This is a genomic window from Microcoleus sp. PH2017_08_TRC_O_A (assembly GCF_020738665.1).
GTDB lineage: Bacteria > Cyanobacteriota > Cyanobacteriia > Cyanobacteriales > Microcoleaceae > Microcoleus.
In genome coordinates, this window is sequence record NZ_JAEQCE010000122.1 from 16,142 (window position 1) to 35,815 (window position 19,674).

The following is a 19,674-nucleotide window of genomic DNA, read 5'->3' on the forward strand; positions in this document are numbered from 1 at the left end:
ACCTATCGGCAAAAGATTGACTTTTGTTGTATTATAAAACTTCATTCAATCTACAGTCATTTATCGTCATTTAGAGACTTAAATAGAATTTAAATTTTTCTCGGTTGTGGGTTGACAAAGCCATTGTATTTATGCTATGTTCTATCGCCTCTCCAGCCTAGACGCCCTCCTCAGAAAAAGTTTTGTCTCTGTTGTTTTACAGAAAAGTCTGGAACAGTTGAGAAAAAGGCGATCGGCAGCATCCCGCATCAAACGAACAGCCCAGTCCATTTGAGATTAGAGATTTTAGACTTCGGGGTGCACAACAGATTTAGATTTGAGATTGGAGACTGCGGCGTGAGACTTGAGCGAGCGCGAGCATCGAGTTCAAAAAAGGAGAACGATTTTCAACTTACTCCGCAACCGATAAATCTGGGAGATCGAGCAGGGGTCTAAAATTTTGGGCCGAGCACCACGATTGTCGGGCGCTTGTACCCATTTTTGGCGTCAGGTTACTCTACAGAGGCGGATAGCAAACTGAAAAATATTGGTGAGAAGTTGCTAGCGCTTGACAAGAAGCAGATAATTTGGTCAAATGACGGAAGCGGGGCGGCAAGGGTGTAAAAAATACAGGTTTTGAGCCGCTGTGCATCTCTACTAGGGATAAGGCATCACTTCCTTCAAAACACTTCCTTCAAAACAAAAAGGCGTAAATTCCTAGAAGGAATTGAAACTTAAGAATTAAAACTAGGATTTTTTAAGTATGAGCGAGTCAAGTATACACTCCCACAGTTCGTCAGAAAAAGTGGAACTATCTATCCATATAGATTCTGAACTGCTAGACCAAATTAAGCACTTGACAAATGACCCCAGCAAAGTCATTGAAACAGCAATCAAGCAGTGGCTCAGAGGCGAGCGTCGCGAAGACGATCAGGCTATGAGTTTGCGTCGCACCCCTCCTGTCCCGCCCCGCGGCGAATGGAACGACTGAGGTTGTCTCCTGTCTCGCCCTCCTACGGCGCGCACAAATCTGCTGGGCATAAAATTTCTGGGTGTGAAATTTAGATCGTCCGAGCTCCGGCGAGATAACTCCGGCAGATTTCCGGGCGAAATACAGGTGGTTCGGAGCAATATTGGTTAAGTAGAAGGAGCTTTTCTATTGTGACGGCAAAAATGCGATCGCCAGTCCCCGACTTGAGTTTTTGGCAGCCTCAACTTTTGGCGGAATTTTTAAACTCGATAGTTAATATGTGCAGACTACTAATTCCTACATCTTAAGTTGTATTTTTAAATTACCGAAAACTGCTGACAACAAATAGTTTTGAGTTTTGAGTTGAGTTATAAATTAATTTTTGGGGAAATTATTGATAACTAAAAATGCTGTGGTAGAAGTCTAAAAGAGTTCTGAGTTTCGAGTCTCGACCTGTGAATCATTCATTAAAAAGCCAACTACTTTGCAGTCAATTAATATAGCCACCGTGCCCGATCGCGGGGAATTTATTAATTGCTAAAACTAATGCGCTCGATTGCATCTTCCATCTTCAATCTTGCATCTTCCATCTTTTTAGCTTGAGCGACTTATACGGCTTAGCCGAAGGAAGCCGCAAGGGCTTATTCCTTCTTCCTTCTGTTAACCCTTGTCTTGCGCGATCGGGCTCTTCTGTCAACCCAACGACCGGCTTTTCGGGCTCTTCTGTCAACTATCAACTGTCAACTCTCCACTCTTCCTTATTGCTTCTACCATAACTCACATCTTAATTATCAAAACCCAAAACAATTTTGAGTTTTAAATTTTAAATCAAAAACTCAATACTCAAAATCAGAATTACTTTTATCCCCTAATCTGATGGACTCTAACACAGATTTCCGGCGATCGAACCTCGCCTCTACAGCATTTTTTCAAGAGTTAGGGGCAGAATTAGTATTTACCCAAGACGCAAGGGGTCGATATCTGTCTTTTTACTGGCAAAAAGCCGAGGAGTACAACCTCACAGCAGAAGAAATTGTCGTTAGCGAAGCCCTCGAAGAGGATCGCCCCCTCAGCGAAACCCTGCAACCCATCGCCCCTGCACCTTATCTCGAACGCCTGCGGCGGGCGCTCGAAACCCTTGTCCCCCAAAGGTTTAGCTATCCATTTTGCCACGCCGAACAATATTTTCTCTTCGATTTGACAGTCACTCCGGCGATCGACTCCAATGGTAAAGCTACAAAAGTCTTAGTTATGGGCAGGCTGCTGTCGGACAAACCCGTACAATTGTCGGCAGATTCCCCAGAATTCATGGCATATCCAGCTTTGCCATCTTCCTCCGACGCCAGCCAACAAATGCTGTATCCAGCCAGCCTCATCGGTAGACCGCTCACTACCTACTCGGAAATCGATCGCAAAATTATCTCCCAAATCGCTCAAAACCTGCACAGAACCCTCGATTTACAGACAATTTGGCAGCAAACAGTTAACAGTTTGGGTGAAGTTTTGAACGCGAGCCGCTGTATCATCTGTTCCTCCAAAAAAGACAGCAAAAACCTCGAAATTTCCCCCTTCCCGATCTCAGAAAATCAGCAAAACTATCCAGATCTAGCAGCAGAATTGCAACACTCAATTGCCAGCGATGGATCGCCCCCGCTGTCTGCCGATCAAATCGAAAATCTCCAATCGAAAACTTTTAAAGTAGTAGCTGAGTACCGCCAAGAACCTTACTCTTCGATGCTGGGATTACAACTGCGCGCAGCCGAACAGCCGGGCTGGATTCAAACTTTAGCCACGTTAAAACCCGTAGCAGTCGATTACGCCTCCCCCATTGTCGATCGCTTCGATCGCCATTCCGTACTCGTAGCAGCTACCTTCTATGAAGACCAACCCAATGCCCTGATATGTTTGCACCGCTGCGGCAATTCCCCGAAATGGAGTCCTGTCGAACTCGAATTTGCCCGCGAGTTAGTCGCTCAAGTCGGCAGCGCGATCGCCCACGCTACACTTTACCAAGAATTAGAACAAGCCCGTGCCGAAGCCGTCGCCCTTTCCCAACTTAAAAGTCAATTTCTTGCCAATACTTCCCACGAACTCCGCACCCCCCTCAACGGCATCCTCGGTTTCCTGAAACTGGTTCTGGATGGCATGGCAGATGACCCCGAAGAAGCGCACCAATTTATCGAAGAAGCTTATCAATCGGCATTACACTTGTTCAATGTGATTAACGATATTTTGGATATCGCTAAAATCGAAGCTGGCAAAATGGAGTTAGACCTCGCTCCAGTCAAACTCGGCGAACTTTTGCAGCAAGTGGAGAACTTTACACGGGTTCAAGTGCAAGAAAAGCGATTGCAATTTCAAATCCAAACACCAGCCATCGAGGACGAGATTATTTTGTATGCCAACTACCAACGCCTGCTTCAGGTAATTTTGAACCTCACCGGCAATGCAATTAAATTTACCAAGGAAGGCGGAATTCGCATCAGTGCCGAAGTTATTAAGAAAAAAGTAACTGTTAACAACCAGGAGTTACCCGGAATTGTGAAAATCCGAGTTGCGGATACTGGCATTGGGGTTTCTCTAGACAAGCAATATAAATTATTTGAGTCATTTTTTCAGGTGGACGGCGCTCGTACCAGACAATACGGCGGCACTGGTTTGGGATTGGCTATTTCTCAAAAACTGGTAGAAGCCATGGGTGGCACAGTAAATTTTTACAGTATGGGGGAAGGACTCGGATCGACAGTTACTTTTACTGTGGTGCTTTATCAAGAACCGCTCTTGAAAAATTAATTATTGGTAATTGGTAATTGGTAATTGGTCATCGGTAATTGCTTCAGTTCTGGGTTATCCGAAGAGAGGAACGCTATCCATAAAAGCGATATCCGATCTATGAAAACTTTTGTGGGGTAGGCATCCTGCCCGCCCCAAAGATCAACTCATTTGATTAAAACTCTTGTGGGGTAGGCATCCTGCCCGCCCCAAAGATACAAACTAAATGCAAGACATTGTTTTTACCAGAAAGAATTGGTTGAAAGCCCCAAGTCTTTGAGGGAGAAATTAAAATCAGACTATTCATTACTCCAATCCTCTTCCTTCTAGGTAGAGGTCGCTCTCCTTCGGTCAACTGTCAACTATTGAAAGCTTATCCCAAGCGTATTGGATCGTCGCGACGTTCAAGGACGTGGGGAAACGAATCAGTTTCAGGGATTTGACCGATTTAACGGATAGATGTTGAGGCCAGAAGTCCGAGATCAGAAGCCCGAGCAAATCACCAAGAAGCAAAACTTGTCCGCAGCCAAAGGAGGGAATAAGCAAGAAGCAAGAAATAAAAAATAGCTATAGCTGTTCTCAACTTGGGTGTCTCGCCAGTTGTCTTACCACTTACCAATTACCACTTACCACTTACAAATTTGTATATCACTCAGTTGATTATGTCGGGATCGGTGTATCCCTGATTACAAATTCGCGCATAAAAATCATTGATAATTGGTGGTTTTCATAATAACACAGTTATATTGCCCGTCGCAGTATCAAATTTTACCTTGTCCGCCACCAATCTCCCTCCTTCGGTGTTTTCCACTCAGACCGATCGCCCCACCGCTGCCGAACCCACGCAGAATTCGCATCAATGGCATTGGGGGGGGTAGGACAACAGATCATCTCGCTCTGTCTCTTCGCGGCTCACACCTGCGAATAAACCCCCCCAAAAATCCCTAACCTTACCAAAACTGAATGCCCACCCATAGGACTGATTTAACTTCCACAGCCCTATTGTAAAGTTATATTAAGAAAACTTGACGTTCTTAGTTTTATGTGAGAATTGTAAAGATATTGTAAAGATCCTTGCAATAGATAGTATTTTTTGACTAAGTGTGGGAACATTTAAGTGTAATTACGCAAACCTCTATTTGAACAGTTTGCGTCTGGCAAATTAAGTAAATTTCTGCTGTGTTGGTGGAGTGGTAGACTTTTGCCAGTCTAGTAGAAAGAGGGTTGCTATGAATCAGCAAGTATCAGCTCAATCGCAAAAACTTTTGCTCCAAATTGGCAGAAAGATTCGTCGAACTTTGGATCTCGATACCATTTGGCAACAAACAGTTAACTCTCTCGGACAAACATTAGGTGTCAGCCGTTGCATCATTTGTCCCTATCAAAGTTCTAGCCAGCAAGTCACAGTGGCTGCTGAATACTGCCAAGAACCATTTCTACCTATGCTGGGAGTGAAAATCTCGCTCACGTCAGCACCTCATATTACTCAAGCTCTAGAGACCCTAAAACCGGTGGTAGTAGAATCGTTAGGAGCCGACGATCCTTTTGAACGGCATTCGCTGCTAGTGGTCGCTACCGCTTATCAAGATAAACCTAATGGCATAATTAGCTTGCACCGGTGCGAGGGCGGATTGTCAGGGAATGATGGTAATGCCGATCGACCTTGGACTCAAGACCAGATCGAATTCGCAGAAGAAGTTGCGGATCAAGTCGGAAGTGCGATCGCCCTAGCCACCCTCTACCAAGAGCGCAGCCAGCGAACAAAAGAACTATCCCAGTTTAAAAAAGAGTTTTTGTCAACCGCATCCCACGAGCTGCGAACTCCACTAAATCACATCATCGGCTATCTACAACTAACTGTAGATGATATGGCCGACGATCCAATAGAGGAAAGAGCTTTTATCCAAGAAGCTCACCGTTCGGCTCTCCATCTTTCCAAGGTAATTGGTAATGTCTTAGATTCCATTCAGTCAAGTAAAGCTTGTCAGGCTCACGTAGAGTTAGATGCTTTGAGGAGTCAGCAAAAATCTCTAAACAAGTAAAGATGCAATTCCCGCATTCAAAAACTCGAATATTGATCGGGCACACAAGTCTTCTGCCTGGAAAATGTGACACTTGCATCTATATAGCAATATAGCAATACTAATTTATTTGCTAGTTCTAGAAAAATTTAAATCCTTGTTCAACAAGGAGTCTAGCCAGACAAAAAAGTTTTTATCTTGTGCCAATCCGCTCTGATTGCTATAGATTTTTTCAAGAACTTCGATAGCTGGTTACTAAATTATTTTTAGGTCATTAGGGTTGTGTCTAACACAGCATAGCAAATAATAAAGGTAGAATCAGGGTGTATTTATTATGATATTATGTGGGATCGATCGAATAGCTTTGTAGTGAGGAAGTCCGTACTAATAAAACTCAGAATACCGACTTCCTTACTACAAATCTGCAACGGCTATTTTACCGGAGATGATATCGCCAGCAGAAGATTGCTGCTTCGGACTTTTAGTGTTTTTAACTTATAGCCTTTCTCAAAAAGGTGAGGTATGACTAACAACTTATATAACCGCTTAAACGTATAGGGATCTCTTCTCAACAACATCCGCGAATCTTTCTGAGAACCGCTATATAGCCTTTATCAAAAAGATGAGGTATGACTGACAGCTTATATAACCGCTTAAACCAAGAGGGCTGAAGCCCAACAACATACCTCATCTTTCTGAGATTTTTCTTGGTTGGCGGGCGGCTGACATAGCGGGCCCAAAAAGGTTCTTCCATATTTTTCAGGGATGCTAGTTTTTGGCGCTCATCTTCTATGCGCTTGCGTTCTGAAAGGTCAGAAAATATGTTGATACTGCCGACTGTCTCGCCGCCTGCATCTTGTACGGGTGCGGCAAACAGCCAAAGGTCGATCGAACTACCGTCTTTTTTGGGCAAAGACACTTCCAAACCGTTTTCCGGTTTGCCATTACCCGCAGATTTCAGCAGCGCGTAAAAATCTTGCTTTTGTCCTTCAGGAATATTCGGCAATGGTTGACCCAAAACCTCAGCAGCAGTCCAGCCAAAAAGTTCTTCGGCGGCGCGGTTCCAGACAAGGGTGCGGCCGTCATTGTCGGTACAGTTAATCGCCAGCGGCGCCGATGCAATCTGGGCTTGCCAAACTCTGTTAACGAGTTGCAGTTTCAATTCTACTTGCTTGCGATCGGTAATTTCCTGACAAGCGCCCCACAAACGAACAACCCGCCCTTCAGTTTTGTCCCACACGGCTTGCCAGCAGTCCCGCACCCAGCGCACACCACCATTTTTGTTAACAATTCGATACTCATTGACTCCCATACCTCTAGAAGTACAGCCTTCTAATTGTTTAATTAACATTTCCCTATCATCAGGGTGAACGATATCTGAACTCCACCAGCCCGAGGCAGTTAATTCTTCAGGAAGATGACCGCTCACGCGCGCCAAAGCTTCCGTTACCCACTCACAAACAAAGTTACCGTTGGGAAGTGCCTTGAAAGAATAGGCAAAATCCGAAGTAATTTGTGACATAATTTTGTAGTGCCGTTGCGACTCCAGGAGTGCGCTTTCTGCTTGCTTGCGTCCCTCAATTTCCCGGGAAGCAATCAGAATTCCCTGTACGCTAGAATCGTGAAGCAAACTATTGCCGATCGACTCCAAGTAGATCCAAGAACCGTCCGCGTGGCGTTTCCGATATTCGATCGGCTTCCCAACTCCAGGAAATTCTAGCAACTTGCCAAAATATGCCTTCCAACTCAGCAAATCGTCTGGATGGATCAACTCGCCATGAAACTTGCCAATTCTCTCTTCTGGCTTGTAACCCAAAACTCTCTCTAGCGCTGCGCTGTGATATCGGACTCGCCCGTCGGAGCCAACAATAGTAATTATATCTGGAGAATTACGGAGCGCAGCCTGAAGTTTGGCTTCGCTTTTAGTTAATGCTTTATTATCCCGGCGGTGCTGGTTGATTTCTTCGTTCAACTGCTCCTGTAGCTTTCTGAGTTGCGCCGCTTGCTGGGCGACAGTGCGTTCCAAAAGACGATTTAAATTTTCCGCCTCAACTAACTTTGCCGCGTTATTTGTCGCACTTTCAAACTGGCGGCTGGTTGCCATTTCTTGCAAAGAAGTTGACAGAGTTTCCACAGTTTTTATTAAAATTGCCTGTTGGGGAGGTGGTAAATGCTTAACTTGTTCCTGCAACGTTTCTAGGTATTTGTAAATTGTTTCTAGCATTTTATTAATTAGGGAATCTAATAGTTGCCACAGGTGAAAACTCTAAAAAGCGGACAGAAGTTTTTTTTAAGATAACCCATAACTAAGAGTGATGTATGGCGATCGATCGCGATCTTAATCACCAGTCATTGCGTGACTTTATTTTGACATCATAGCAACTGAGACTGAAAGTAATTTTTTGTGGCGGTAAAGTTAATAGCCTAGCGTCAGCACCCCATTCGGGAACCTGCGAGAGTCGGCAACCCGCCCCTGCCGTCAATGCAGGGCACAGGAGCGGTTACGCTAAACTAGATGGGTGTAAATAGAAAGAGAGATTTATGACAGAGCCAGCCAACGCTCGCGATTTGTTTCGCGCTGCTTACGAACACCGTTACACCTGGGATGCCAACTTTCCCGGTTACAGCGCCGATATTGAACTCAAACAAGGCGACGAAGTATATACGGGTCATGTTTCCATTAAACCAGACATGACAGTGGAAGTCAGCGGCATTGCCGATGAGGAAGTAAAGCAGAGCGTTTACACTCAAATGCGCGATATTGTGACTCACCGGAAGCGATCGACATTTGAAAAATCCCACGGCAAAAACAGCTTCACCCTCGGCGAGAAGGACAGTACCGACGCTGTGGATATTTTAGTGCAAGGCGACTCAATGGGCTCGAATTATAAAATCCGAGGTCTGTCAATTTGTCAAGTCAGCCGGGTGATGGGTCGCATGGCTTTCGTCATTGACACGCACAAAAGCTTAGAGACACCCGAAGGTTCTTTGGCTAGTCATTACGATGCCGTTTTTCGCAACCCCGAAACCAACGAAATCACCAGAGAACTGGAATTTGAAGATACCTTTGACAAGATAGGCGACTATTATGTCATGACCAAGCAAGTAGTGCGATCGAAAGAAAAAGGTCAACTGACAACAACCGAGTTTAACTACTCCAACGTCAAACTGCTAGAACCAGCAGTAGTCTAGGGTTATACCCTTTTCGAGTTGCGCGTTGAAGATTAAAGACTTGGCAACGATGGATGACAACCCAGGTGGGGGAATCTCTCCTACAGTTGCAGTCATTCTGGGAAGGATTAATTGCAAAATCCGTTTTGTTGGAGCAAGCGGGTTTTGCGATTAGTGTCTCGGACTCAACTTCATTTAACGGCAAGTAACGGTACGATCGAACTAAGTCAATTGTACGAATAATTTTTGAGGCAAAATATGACAACACTAGCACTAACCAGAGATAACGTCGAAACAGTTCTCGATGAAATGCGCCCCTACCTGATATCAGATGGTGGCAACGTCGAACTGGTAGAAATCGACGGCCCAGTAGTACACCTGAGACTGCAAGGAGCTTGCGGCTCTTGTCCGAGTTCCACAATGACTCTGAGAATGGGCATTGAACGCCGCCTGCGCGAAGCAATCCCTGAAATTTCTGAAGTCGAACAGGTAATGTAATTAGTCAGTTGACAGTTGACAGTTGACAGTTGACAGTTGACTGTTAACGGTTGACTGTTACCTTTTTTCAATTCCTTATATAGCGACAGGTGATTTTAATCCAGAATTTACCAGCCTGAGTGTTAATTCATGACTGTACGGAAATGAAGATAATTCTAGTTGACTGGCTATTAAAGCTTTTACCGCTATTACCAGAAAGAATTGGTTGAAAGCCTGTCCATTTTAAGGAGAAATTAAAACAAGACGATTCATTACTCCAATCATCTTCCTTCTAGATAGAGGCTGCTGTCAACTGTCAACTGAATCCAATCCTCTTCCTTCGAGTTAAAGGTCGCCCTCAAGCGGTCAAATATCAATTGAATGAAAGCCCTAGATACAAAAAGTAGTTTTATGTGCTACTCGATGGTAGTAATGTGTGCAGCATCAACCTGCAATTGAGAAGTTGGAAGCGCTACTTAATAGGGACAATCTGCGCTGTTCATCACCCTAAAGATAGAAGTTAAGCATTCCTGACAAAATTACAAAATACCAATTACAAAATACCAATTACAAAATACCAATTACAAATTATAATTACCCATTACCCATTACCCATTACCAAAATCAATGTCTCATCCACTTTACGTAGCCTTCATTTGGCACCAACACCAACCCCTCTACAAATCAAGATCGTTCACTAGCGCCGGAGCATCCGAGTATCGACTGCCTTGGGTGCGCTTGCACGGAGTCAAAGATTACTTGGATTTAGTCCTAATTCTGGCAAAATATCCCAAGCTGCATCAAACTGTAAACCTGGTTCCGTCCTTAATTTTGCAGATAGAAGACTGCATCGCCGACAAAGCATTAGACCCTTACTTGGCGGTAACTCTCAAGCCAGCAGAAACTTTAAACATCGCTGAACAAGAGTTCATTTTAGAACACTTCTTTGATGCCAACTACCACACCCTGATTCAGCCGCATCCCCGGTACGCTCAACTCTACACTCAGCGGCAGGAAAAAGGGATTCAATGGTGCTTGGCAAACTGGAAAGTGCAGGATTTTGGTGACTTGCTGGCGTGGCACAATTTAGCTTGGATCGATCCGCTGTTTTGGGATGACCCCGAGATTGCAGGGTGGCTGAAACAAGGACAAAATTTCAATCTGGCCGATCGCAAAAAGATCTATTCAAAACAAAAAGAAATCCTCGCCAGAATCATTCCCCAGCACCGTAAAATGCAAGCTGAGGGACAGTTGGAAGTGTCCACAACCCCCTACACTCACCCGATTTTGCCGCTGCTTGCTGACACAAATGGCGGCCGCATAGCGATTCCTAATATGACACTGCCAGAACATAGGTTCCAGTGGGCTGAAGATATTCCCAGACATTTGAGAAAATCTTGGGATATGTATCAAGACAGATTTGATTGTAAACCGCGGGGTTTGTGGCCGTCGGAACAGGCAGTTAGCCCGGAAATTTTGCCCTACATTGCTAAACAAGGGTTTAAATGGATTGTCTCGGATGAGGCGGTATTGGGGTGGACAATTAAACACTTTTTTCACCGCGATGGGGCGGGGAATGTTTGCGAACCAGAATTGTTATATCGCCCTTATCGTTTAGAAACTCCTGATGGCGATTTGGCGATCGTATTTAGAGACCACAGATTGTCGGATTTGATTGGTTTTACCTACGGTTCGATGGAACCGAAGAAGGCAGCGTCGGATTTGGTGGGACACTTGGAGGCGATCGGCAGAACTCTCAAACACCGACAACCCGACGGCCACACATCTTTAGAAAATCCGTGGTTGGTGACGATCGCCCTAGACGGCGAAAATTGCTGGGAATTCTATCCTCAAGATGGCAAACCGTTCTTAGAATCACTCTATCAAACTCTCAGCGACAATCCCGATATCCAATTAGTCACAGTGTCGGAATTTCTCGACAAATTCCCCGCCACCGAAACAATACCCGCCGCCCAACTGCATACCGGTTCCTGGGTAGACGGTTCCCTGACAACTTGGATCGGCGATCCTGCGAAAAACCGCGCTTGGGATTTGTTAGGGCCAGCCAGACAAATGCTGGCAAACCATCCAGAGGCTACGGAAGAAAGCAATCCCGAAGCTTGGGAAGCGCTTTATGCGGCGGAAGGTTCCGACTGGTTTTGGTGGTTTGGCGAAGGCCACACGTCGAATCAAGATGCTATGTTCGATCGGCTATTCCGCGAACACGTAGCAGCAATCTACGAAGCTCTCGGCGAGCCTGTACCCCCGGAAGTGCTGCGACAAGTAGAGGCACACGAGGTTCAAGGCGACCACCAACCGCTGAGCTTTATTCACCCGATTATCGACGGTATCGGCAACGAACAGGATTGGGACAAAGCCGGCCGGATTGAAGTTGGGGGAGCAAGGGGTACGATGCACCGGAGTGCGGCAATTCAGCGGCTTTGGTACGGCGTAGATCACTTGAATTTTTACCTTCGCGCCGACTTCAATGCTGGGGTGCGGCCGGGCATTGATTGCCCGCCGGAGTTAAACTTGTTCTGGTTTTATCCCGATCGCACGATGCACAACAGCTTGATTCCGCTGTCAGGTTTGCCCGATGAAGCACCCATCAACTATCGCTTCCACCATCAGTTAGAGATTAATTTGCTGACGAAATCGATTGGGTTTCACGAAGCAGGAGAGGGCGATGAGTGGCAGCCCCGCCTCAGCCGGGCCCAAGTGGGATTGGATAAATGTTTGGAGATAGCAGTGCCCTGGGCGGATTTGCACATTATGCCAGACTGGCAAATGAGGCTGATTGCGGTTTTATCGTCCGGGGAGCGCTACTCTAGCTGTCTGCCGGAAGATGCTTTGATTGGAATTGGAATGCCTTAAAGAGTCATGAGTCATGAGTCCTGGCGTCATTAGTCATCAGTCATTAGTCCGATCGCGTCCGGTCGATCGAGCGCTATAAAATAGGTTTGTAGTCAGGAATTCAGTCCTCTGTTTTTTGAGGACTGAAGTCTTAACTACAAACCTGCTATAAAATAGGTTTGTAGTCAGGACTTCAGTCCTCTGTTTTTTGAGGACTAAAGTCCTCATTACAAACCTGCGCTAGAAAATTGGTTCGTAGTAAGGAATTCAGTCCTCTGTTTTTTGAGGACTGAAGTCCTCACTACAAACCTAATAATGGGTGAATTTACTGGACATCTAATCATTAGTCATTGGGAAATCATCAAACTAATGAGCCGCATTTTGCTCTCGCTCGATCGCTACCAACAACCCTTGCAGATCGCACACCTCAACACTGAGCATGAGGTGATGCTACTCGATTGGACTTCCGAACCAAACTCAGAATTTATTCTTCCAAAAATAGCTTTTGACTTGTGCATTCTCGACGAGGCAAACTTCGATCGTATCGGGCACATGGTTGAAACATTAAAAACTGCGGTGGAGCCTAGTTTTTTACCGTTTTTGCTATTGATAAATTCCCAAACGCCGACTCTTTCCGAGCAGCAGTTTTTGCTGAGTTCCAAACAACTCGAAGGCAGAATTGATGATTTGATAGTAAGTCCCATAGATGCCAGCCAACTGCACTTGCGCGTAGAAAATTTGTTAGCTCGCAGGCAGCTATCGTTAGAACTCCACAGACTTCAACAAGTAATTAAAGAACGCACTTTTACAGAAAGTTTGTTGATCGACTCGCTGCAAACGGCAAACGAAAATTTGCAACGGGAAATCGCCAAGCGGGGAGAGGTAGAAGCTGCACTCCAAGAAAACTCCTATCTCGAATCGCTGATGAATGCCATGCCAGATATTGTCTGCTTTAAAGATGGCGAGGGCAGGTGGCAGGAGGCAAATCAAGCAATATTGGAATTGTTTGAGCTATCAGCAGATAACTACCGGAGCCTCACAGATACTCAGTTAGGAAAACTCAGCAGTTTTTACGGGGAGGCTCTACAGGCTTGCGAGGTGAGCGATCGAGCAGCGTGGGAAAAAGGTACTCTTTGTAGGGGAGAAGAAGTGGTTCCCCGATCGAACGGTACTGTAAAAATCTACGATGTAATTAAAGTACCCGTATTTCATGCCGACGGCAGACGTAAAAGTATCGTGATACTGGGCCGCGACATTACTGAATACAAGCAAGCTAGAGATGAACTCGTGCGCTTGGCGTCGATTGTCGAGTCTTCCGACGACGGCATCGTGGGCAAAACCCTCGCCGGGACAATTCAGAGCTGGAATGCAGGAGCCGAGAAGATTTACGGCTACTGCGCGCAGGAAGTCAAGGGACAGTCGATCGAGATTTTAGCAATTCCCGAACGCCCCAAGGAAATCCCCCAAATTCTGGAAAATATTCGGGCTGGAACTACGATCGACCATTACGAAACCGTACACTTGCGTAAAGACGGCGAACAGATAGATGTGTCTCTGACGATTTCTCCGATTAAAGACGCCACAGGAGCAGTAACGGGCATTTCAACTATCGCTCGCGACATCACCGATAGCAAGCGAGTTCAAAAAGCTCTCGAACAACTCCGCCACCAAACAGAAATGATTTTGTTCTCCGCAGCAGAAGGAATTTGCGGGTTGGACAAACAGGGAAAAGTAACTTTTGTCAATCCGGCGGCGGTGAGAATGGCTGGTTGCGAATCGAAGCAATGGATCGATCGACCTTTGTCTGAAAGCTTACACCGTTCGCAGGCAGAATGCTCGAAGGCGATCCTCTTCGAGGGCTGCGCTAACGAGCAAATGTCACCTGCAACAGATATCAATTCCGGCTCTCAACTTGCCCCCGAGGGCGCCACACCAACCACGGGAAAACTCTCGAACCCAGTATGTTCTCAAATTTTAGACACCTTGAGAGACGGAGAGGTTCGGCGTGTCACGGATGAGGTTTTTTGTCGGCAAGACGGCAGCAGTTTTCCAGTTGAGTACGTTGTCGCTCCGATGCGAGAACAAGGCGAAATTATTGGCGCTGTGGTGACTTTTAAAGATATCACCGATCAGCTTGCGGTCGAGCACATGAAAGATGAATTCATATCTGTTATCAGCCACGAACTGCGGACGCCCATGACTTCGATTCACGGGGCACTCGGTCTCCTCAACAGCGGCCTGCTTGAGGCTCACCCCCAGAAAGCCAAGCGGATGCTGGAGATTGCGATAGCTAATACTGACCGGTTAGTGCGCTTGATCAACGACATCCTGGATTTAGAGCGCATGGATTCTAATTACAGCACTGCCATCAAACAAACTTGCAATGTCGCGGATCTGATGTTGCAGGCGGCTGACGAGATGCAGGGAATGGCCCAGCAGGCAGGAGTTACTCTGTCTGTGAGACCTGTGAGGGCGCAATTGCTCGCTGTTCCCGATCGACTAATTCAGGCATTGACAAATTTGCTCAGCAATGCTATTAAATTTTCCCCCGCAGGTGCTACGATTTGGCTGAGCGGTGAGTCGATCGAGCATCGGGATTTGGCAGAAAAAGCTGAGTTGAAGTCAGTGTCGTCTCCTTGTTTGTTGTCTCCCGATCCGGCCATCAATCCGCACTTACCGGTGAATTCCGAAATCCTGATTGCGGTTAAAGATCAAGGACGCGGCATTCCGGCGGACAAGCTAGAGATGGTCTTTGAGCGCTTTCAACAGGTTGATGCTTCTGATTGTCGCCAAAAAGGAGGTACTGGTTTGGGGCTGGCTATTTGTCGCAGTATCGTGCAGCAGCACGGGGGCCGGATTTGGGTGGAGAGCGTTTTGGGGGAGGGCAGCACTTTTTTCTTAAGTCTGCCAGTTATGGGGGAGGGAGAAGGTTAACGAAAGGCACTTATGTATTCGGCAGATGATATTCCCCATTAGGTAGATTGCATTCGCCATTACTCATGAAAAAATATTAATGCAAAAATTTTCATACCATCCTGGATGCAGAAACCAGGCTTTTTTACCAAAAGACTGGGTTGCAGGCAGCAGAAACGCTAAAAAACCAGCTTTCGAGGCGTCTGAAGTGCGTCCGGGCCAGTCATTTTTGGCAAAGACGGATTATACAGGCAGGGACGGGCAAAATCGCGATTGTCGATCGAACAGCGGATTTTTGGGGACTCCGTTGTATAGCAACGGCCAAGGCGGTTAGGACGTTCTTAATTGCTGAAACCCTTGCGCTAGATAGCTTCTATCGCGAGGAAGAAGGAAAGATTTCCTTCTTCCTTCCATCCGTTACATCCCGTACATTGCTCGTTGCCGAACTTCATTCTTCTGTACAGTTTTGCAGCTTTACTGTAAAGTCCGATCGGTAAAAAAGTTTGCTTTACAAAACATTCACATTTCGCCTCTAGTCTGTGATCAGTTCTGATTCTTAAAAAAGATGTTAATTTTGACTGCCAAACGCATCTTGGTTATTGACGATGCCGAAGATATTCGGGAAGTGGCTCAAGTCAGTCTTGAGGTGGTGGGGGGCTGGGAAGTCCTGACCGCAAGTTCTGGTCGCGAGGGTATGGCTAAGGCTCTTGCCGAACAGCCTGATGCTATTCTCCTCGACGTGATGATGCCCGACCAAGACGGGCCTACTACTTTTAAACAGTTACAAGCTAATCATGCTACCCAGCACATTCCGGTAATTTTATTGACGGCTAAGGCTCTCGCTAGCGACAGGCGGATGTTCGCAGATTTGGGGGTAGTGAGTGTGATTGCTAAGCCTTTTGAACCGATGGCTTTGGCTGCTCAGGTGGCTGAAGCTCTGGGCTGGCAGGAAGCATAGGTCGATTGTGCGCCTTAAAATCTGTGAAATCTCTAACCAAAAAAACAAATTATTTCTGCTCGGTTTTTAGGCTGAATATAATCGGGCAGAATTATATTTTTTTTTGTAACAACTTACTTATCTTCATAAGTTCTTCAGGTTTAAGTTTTAATTTAAGCACATCGTCAGGAATCGATCCTGACTGTTGGCGGAAACCTTGGGAGAAGACGACTATGCCCTCAGCTTACATTTTGCTACTGATAGTTTCTCTGGCAGCCGTCTGGATTTACTGGCAAACCTCTCAAGATATTTTTGTTCTTGTGGCTTTGGCCGGACTGGGTTGTTTTATTTGGGGTTTCTCTTGGGCTCCTTGGGGCGTTCAGGTTCTAATTGTGGTGTTGCTGTTGGGCATCCAAAAGTGCTACTTGTCAGACGCTCAAAGTTTGGAGTGAAAAGAGCTTTTTTATTGTTGTGCCTGGAGTAGAGATACAGCGGCATTCCTCAATCTCTGTAATCAATTGGTTTATCGATCCATATCTTAAAGAAGGTTTAAAATATCATGAATAGTTGCCCTTGTTGCTCCTCTCAATTGTTACGCCACGCTCGCCACAATCGCGTTTATTGGTTCTGCTCGCGCTGCTGGCAGGAAATGCCGGATCTGTCGGAGATGATTTTAGGTAACAGCCTGCGGACTCACAAACAAGAAGGCTTGGTGAAGCTTACTGGTTTGACTCCTAAAGCGAGAATTTTGGATTCAGTAGGAATTGCTTAGGAAAGATCGAGTTTGACTGACGATAAATATTGAGACGAAAAAGTTTTTTGATTGTGCCATCGGTTTGACTTTTTAATAAAAAATGCAAAAGTCCCTTCACTGTGAGTGAAGGGACTTATTTGCGTGCGGGCGATCGCACTTGTAAGGGGGTCGATCGCCCCCACAAATTACAGCTCTTGTATGGAGTTAAGCTGATTACATCAAACCGATTTGAGAGAGAATGCCTTGACCGGTGAGGAATTCGGTAGCTAAGCCGATCGCAAAGCCTAGCATTGCCAAACGACCGTTCCAGGTTTCAGCGAACTCGGTGAAGCCTACTTTTGCGTCTTTGTTTTCCATGACCATAAACCTCGTTGTATTTCAACCTTATGTAACTAAACTTAACATAGCGAAAGAAACATTGCAACATATTTTTACATTTATTTTTCAAATGCTGCTTGTCAGCAGGATGAATCGATGTGTAGAGGGGCTTGTGGGCGATCGCACGGGGGTGAGAAACCGGGTTTCTCCCGATATGTTCTGTGAGTAGTCGCCAAATCTCGTAGAAACGGGGTTTCACTCTTGTCGCAAGCGCGTAACTTGCGATCGGTGTCAGGTTCACGAAAATATTGCTCAGAGGTCTAAGAATGTCAGAAAAATAATTTTTACTAAATACTTGACATCAAAAATTCAAAAAGCTAGATTAAAGGCAGAGCTAAAACTAAATATCGCATTCAAAATTAAGGAATGTTGATTGAGTCGTCTTAGCTGCACGGTTGATAGAACTGTAGCAAGTTTCTAGAATCCCGTTGAGCGGAAATTAAGTCTAATGTCGTTTTAACAAGTTAATACAAGCTTGACATAAATCGAAACATTATAGAGTTAGATTTCCCTTCAACGGGCTGCTACTAAGCTCGTTACAGTTCTATCAACCCTGTAGCTAAGACGCTAATCAAATCCCTACAAAATCAAAGTGTTTTATGGTAACAGATTGTCTTGTGCCGAGATGTTCATTTTTGAGCAAATCCACAGACAACACTCCATTAATGCTAGATGCGTGATATGTCGAGGCTGTCCAGCCCACCAAATTTTAGGAATTACTCAAATGGACACTCATCGAACCTCAAATGGATTAATCTACCAACAGCAAGCTTTAGTTTCCATTTATTGGGATTATCAAAACATCCCAACCTTAAAACTATCCCCAGATTTATTGCTCTTGGCTAATAAATTTGGATATGTAGTTAACCGCAAAGTTTACGATAATTGGCAACAACAAAATAAGGCAGCACAAGTAAATTTGCGCTCTCAAAATTTTGAATGTTTTCATGTATCCCAAAACATTAAAAATGCTGTAGACTTTCATTTGTCAGCAGACTGCTTTAGTGAGGCTTCAAGTAGCCTATACCCACACACATTTATTATTGTCTCTGGAGACGGCTACGGTGAGATTTTGATTCAGAAGCTGCATGAAAAGGGGAAGAAGGTAATAATTGTTGCCCGCAAAGGTAATGATAGTCACAATCTCAAAAAGCTTGCAGATAGATTTTACTTGATCGATGAATTGCCAAAGTCGATCGAGACTTACAAAGTCACAGCATAAACAACCTCGACATTTACCCCGCCGCAGATAGCAAAAATCTAGTTTATTTGATAAACTAGATTCTCCAAACCAACCGCCATCTGCGGCTCTTTCATGTCCGCCAACATAACAACAAGAAACTCCAAAATCAATAACAATTATCAAACTCCCATGCCATCAACTAATCAAACACAAGAACTCCAAATAACCATTCCCCAATTCAAGAATGAAAAACTGCTGCGCCAAGCATTAACCCACCGTTCCTACGTCAACGAAAACCCCACATTCCGCGAAGCAGACAACGAACGCTTAGAATTTCTCGGCGATGCTTTGCTGACATTTCTCAGCGGCGAATATCTCTATCAGCGTCACCCAGAAATGGGAGAAGATCAAATGACTCGCCGACGTTCTGCATTGGTAGATGAAAAACAATTAGCCAGATTTGCTACTGAAATCAGTTTAGACTTAAAAATGCGGCTCGGCAAAGGAGCTTATCGAGAAGGTGGAATTACTAATCCAAATTTGCTCAGCAGCACCTTTGAAGCATTCATTGGCGCTTACTATCTCGACACGGAAGATATGGACAAAGTTCGCGAGTTTGTGTGGCAAATGTTTGATTCTGTTCCCGACAATGTGGTGGAAACGCGATCGACTGTAGACTCGAAAAACCGCTTTCAAGAATGGGTACAAGCCAACGGTGACACGACTCCGCCCAAATACGTGACAGTCCAAGCAGGAGGAACGCCCCATCAGCCCGAATTTCTCGCTAAAGTTTATGTTGGAGACAAATCCTATGGAGAAGGTAAAGGCAAAAGCAAGAAAGATGCTGAGAAAAATGCGGCTGAAGATGCGTTAGCAAAGCTGAAAAAACGCGGACTGATCTAAACGTGAAAACACCGATAAAAACTACTATAGCCTTTCTCAGAAAGATGAGGTACTCATGGGCATGGGGCATCGGCCAAACAGGGCATCGGGGATACCTAACCACGATTAAGAACCGCTATAGTTTGTTTTCCAGATGACACAATAGACGCGCGCCTCAGTGGCTCTGGGGATACATCAACTCGCCCAATCAAAGAGATATAAAAACCCGAAATGCTGCCTAAAGCCACTCTTTCTTTCTCAAAGTAGAAGCTCTTTTGGCTATCCTAACGGGACTTAAACAGAAAATACGATAAAAATAGGTTATAATGCTTACATAGCAAGCAGATAACGTTAAAAAATGACCCATGAAAGAGACAACCCCTG

At 45.3% G+C, this 19,674-nt stretch carries 15 protein-coding genes; 13 read left to right on the forward strand and 2 right to left on the reverse strand.

Features of this window, described 5'->3' with window-relative positions:
- The first annotated feature begins 742 nt into the window (after positions 1-742).
- The 3 genes from JGK22_RS30030 (at position 743) to JGK22_RS30040 (ending at position 5,763) form a co-directional block, all read left to right on the forward strand.
- Positions 743-970: a type II toxin-antitoxin system CcdA family antitoxin gene (locus JGK22_RS30030; RefSeq protein ID WP_293146178.1), complete on the forward strand. Its 228-nt coding sequence runs from the start codon at positions 743-745 to the stop codon at positions 968-970.
- A gap of 855 nt (positions 971-1,825) precedes the next feature.
- A complete protein-coding gene (locus JGK22_RS30035; protein WP_293314355.1) occupies positions 1,826-3,742 on the forward strand; it encodes a GAF domain-containing sensor histidine kinase in 1,917 nt (638 codons plus the stop codon).
- Between the two features lie 1,208 nt (positions 3,743-4,950).
- A complete protein-coding gene (locus JGK22_RS30040; RefSeq protein ID WP_293177034.1) occupies positions 4,951-5,763 on the forward strand; it encodes a GAF domain-containing protein in 813 nt (270 codons plus the stop codon).
- Between the two features lie 547 nt (positions 5,764-6,310).
- Here the strand turns inward: JGK22_RS30040 and JGK22_RS30045 are convergent.
- Entirely contained in the window at positions 6,311-7,966 is a 1,656-nt protein-coding gene (locus JGK22_RS30045) for a PAS domain S-box protein (RefSeq protein ID WP_293314357.1), read from the reverse strand.
- Between the two features lie 317 nt (positions 7,967-8,283).
- Here JGK22_RS30045 and JGK22_RS30050 point away from each other — a divergent pair, with 317 nt between their 5' ends.
- The 8 genes from JGK22_RS30050 (at position 8,284) to JGK22_RS30085 (ending at position 16,865) form a co-directional block, all read left to right on the forward strand.
- Positions 8,284-8,934: a DUF3386 domain-containing protein gene (locus tag JGK22_RS30050; RefSeq protein ID WP_293177030.1), complete on the forward strand. Its 651-nt coding sequence runs from the start codon at positions 8,284-8,286 to the stop codon at positions 8,932-8,934.
- A 237-nt stretch (positions 8,935-9,171) separates the two neighbouring features.
- Complete coding sequence (locus JGK22_RS30055; protein WP_193975189.1) at positions 9,172-9,411, forward strand: NifU family protein; 240 nt, start codon at positions 9,172-9,174, stop codon at positions 9,409-9,411.
- 606 nt (positions 9,412-10,017) lie between these two features.
- Positions 10,018-12,264 (forward strand): glycoside hydrolase, encoded by a 2,247-nt coding sequence (locus JGK22_RS30060; RefSeq protein WP_293210892.1) that lies wholly within the window; start codon positions 10,018-10,020, stop codon positions 12,262-12,264.
- A gap of 348 nt (positions 12,265-12,612) precedes the next feature.
- The gene (locus JGK22_RS30065) at positions 12,613-15,177 is read left to right on the forward strand and encodes a PAS domain S-box protein (RefSeq protein ID WP_293216999.1); all 2,565 of its coding nucleotides are present in this window, start codon (positions 12,613-12,615) and stop codon (positions 15,175-15,177) included.
- A gap of 79 nt (positions 15,178-15,256) precedes the next feature.
- Positions 15,257-15,490, forward strand: coding sequence for a hypothetical protein (locus JGK22_RS30070; RefSeq protein ID WP_293177024.1), 234 nt, complete (start codon positions 15,257-15,259; stop codon positions 15,488-15,490).
- Between the two features lie 231 nt (positions 15,491-15,721).
- Positions 15,722-16,114, forward strand: coding sequence for a response regulator (locus JGK22_RS30075; RefSeq protein WP_293177022.1), 393 nt, complete (start codon positions 15,722-15,724; stop codon positions 16,112-16,114).
- Positions 16,115-16,326: 212 nt separating this feature from the next.
- Positions 16,327-16,545 (forward strand): hypothetical protein, encoded by a 219-nt coding sequence (locus JGK22_RS30080; protein WP_293177020.1) that lies wholly within the window; start codon positions 16,327-16,329, stop codon positions 16,543-16,545.
- 107 nt (positions 16,546-16,652) lie between these two features.
- On the forward strand, positions 16,653-16,865 hold the full coding sequence (locus tag JGK22_RS30085; RefSeq protein ID WP_293146201.1) for a hypothetical protein: 213 nt from the start codon (positions 16,653-16,655) through the stop codon (positions 16,863-16,865).
- A gap of 195 nt (positions 16,866-17,060) precedes the next feature.
- Here JGK22_RS30085 and JGK22_RS30090 read toward each other — a convergent pair whose 3' ends face one another.
- Positions 17,061-17,204 carry a chlorophyll a/b-binding protein gene (locus JGK22_RS30090; RefSeq protein ID WP_325314842.1) on the reverse strand — a complete coding sequence of 48 codons (144 nt, stop codon included), beginning with the start codon at positions 17,202-17,204 and terminating at the stop codon, positions 17,061-17,063.
- 745 nt (positions 17,205-17,949) lie between these two features.
- On the opposite strand from JGK22_RS30090, the gene JGK22_RS30095 reads away from it, so the two are divergent.
- Positions 17,950-18,447: an NYN domain-containing protein gene (locus tag JGK22_RS30095; protein ID WP_293197174.1), complete on the forward strand. Its 498-nt coding sequence runs from the start codon at positions 17,950-17,952 to the stop codon at positions 18,445-18,447.
- Between the two features lie 150 nt (positions 18,448-18,597).
- On the forward strand, positions 18,598-19,311 hold the full coding sequence (rnc, locus tag JGK22_RS30100) for a ribonuclease III (RefSeq protein WP_293197176.1): 714 nt from the start codon (positions 18,598-18,600) through the stop codon (positions 19,309-19,311).
- The last annotated feature ends 363 nt before the right edge of the window (positions 19,312-19,674 follow it).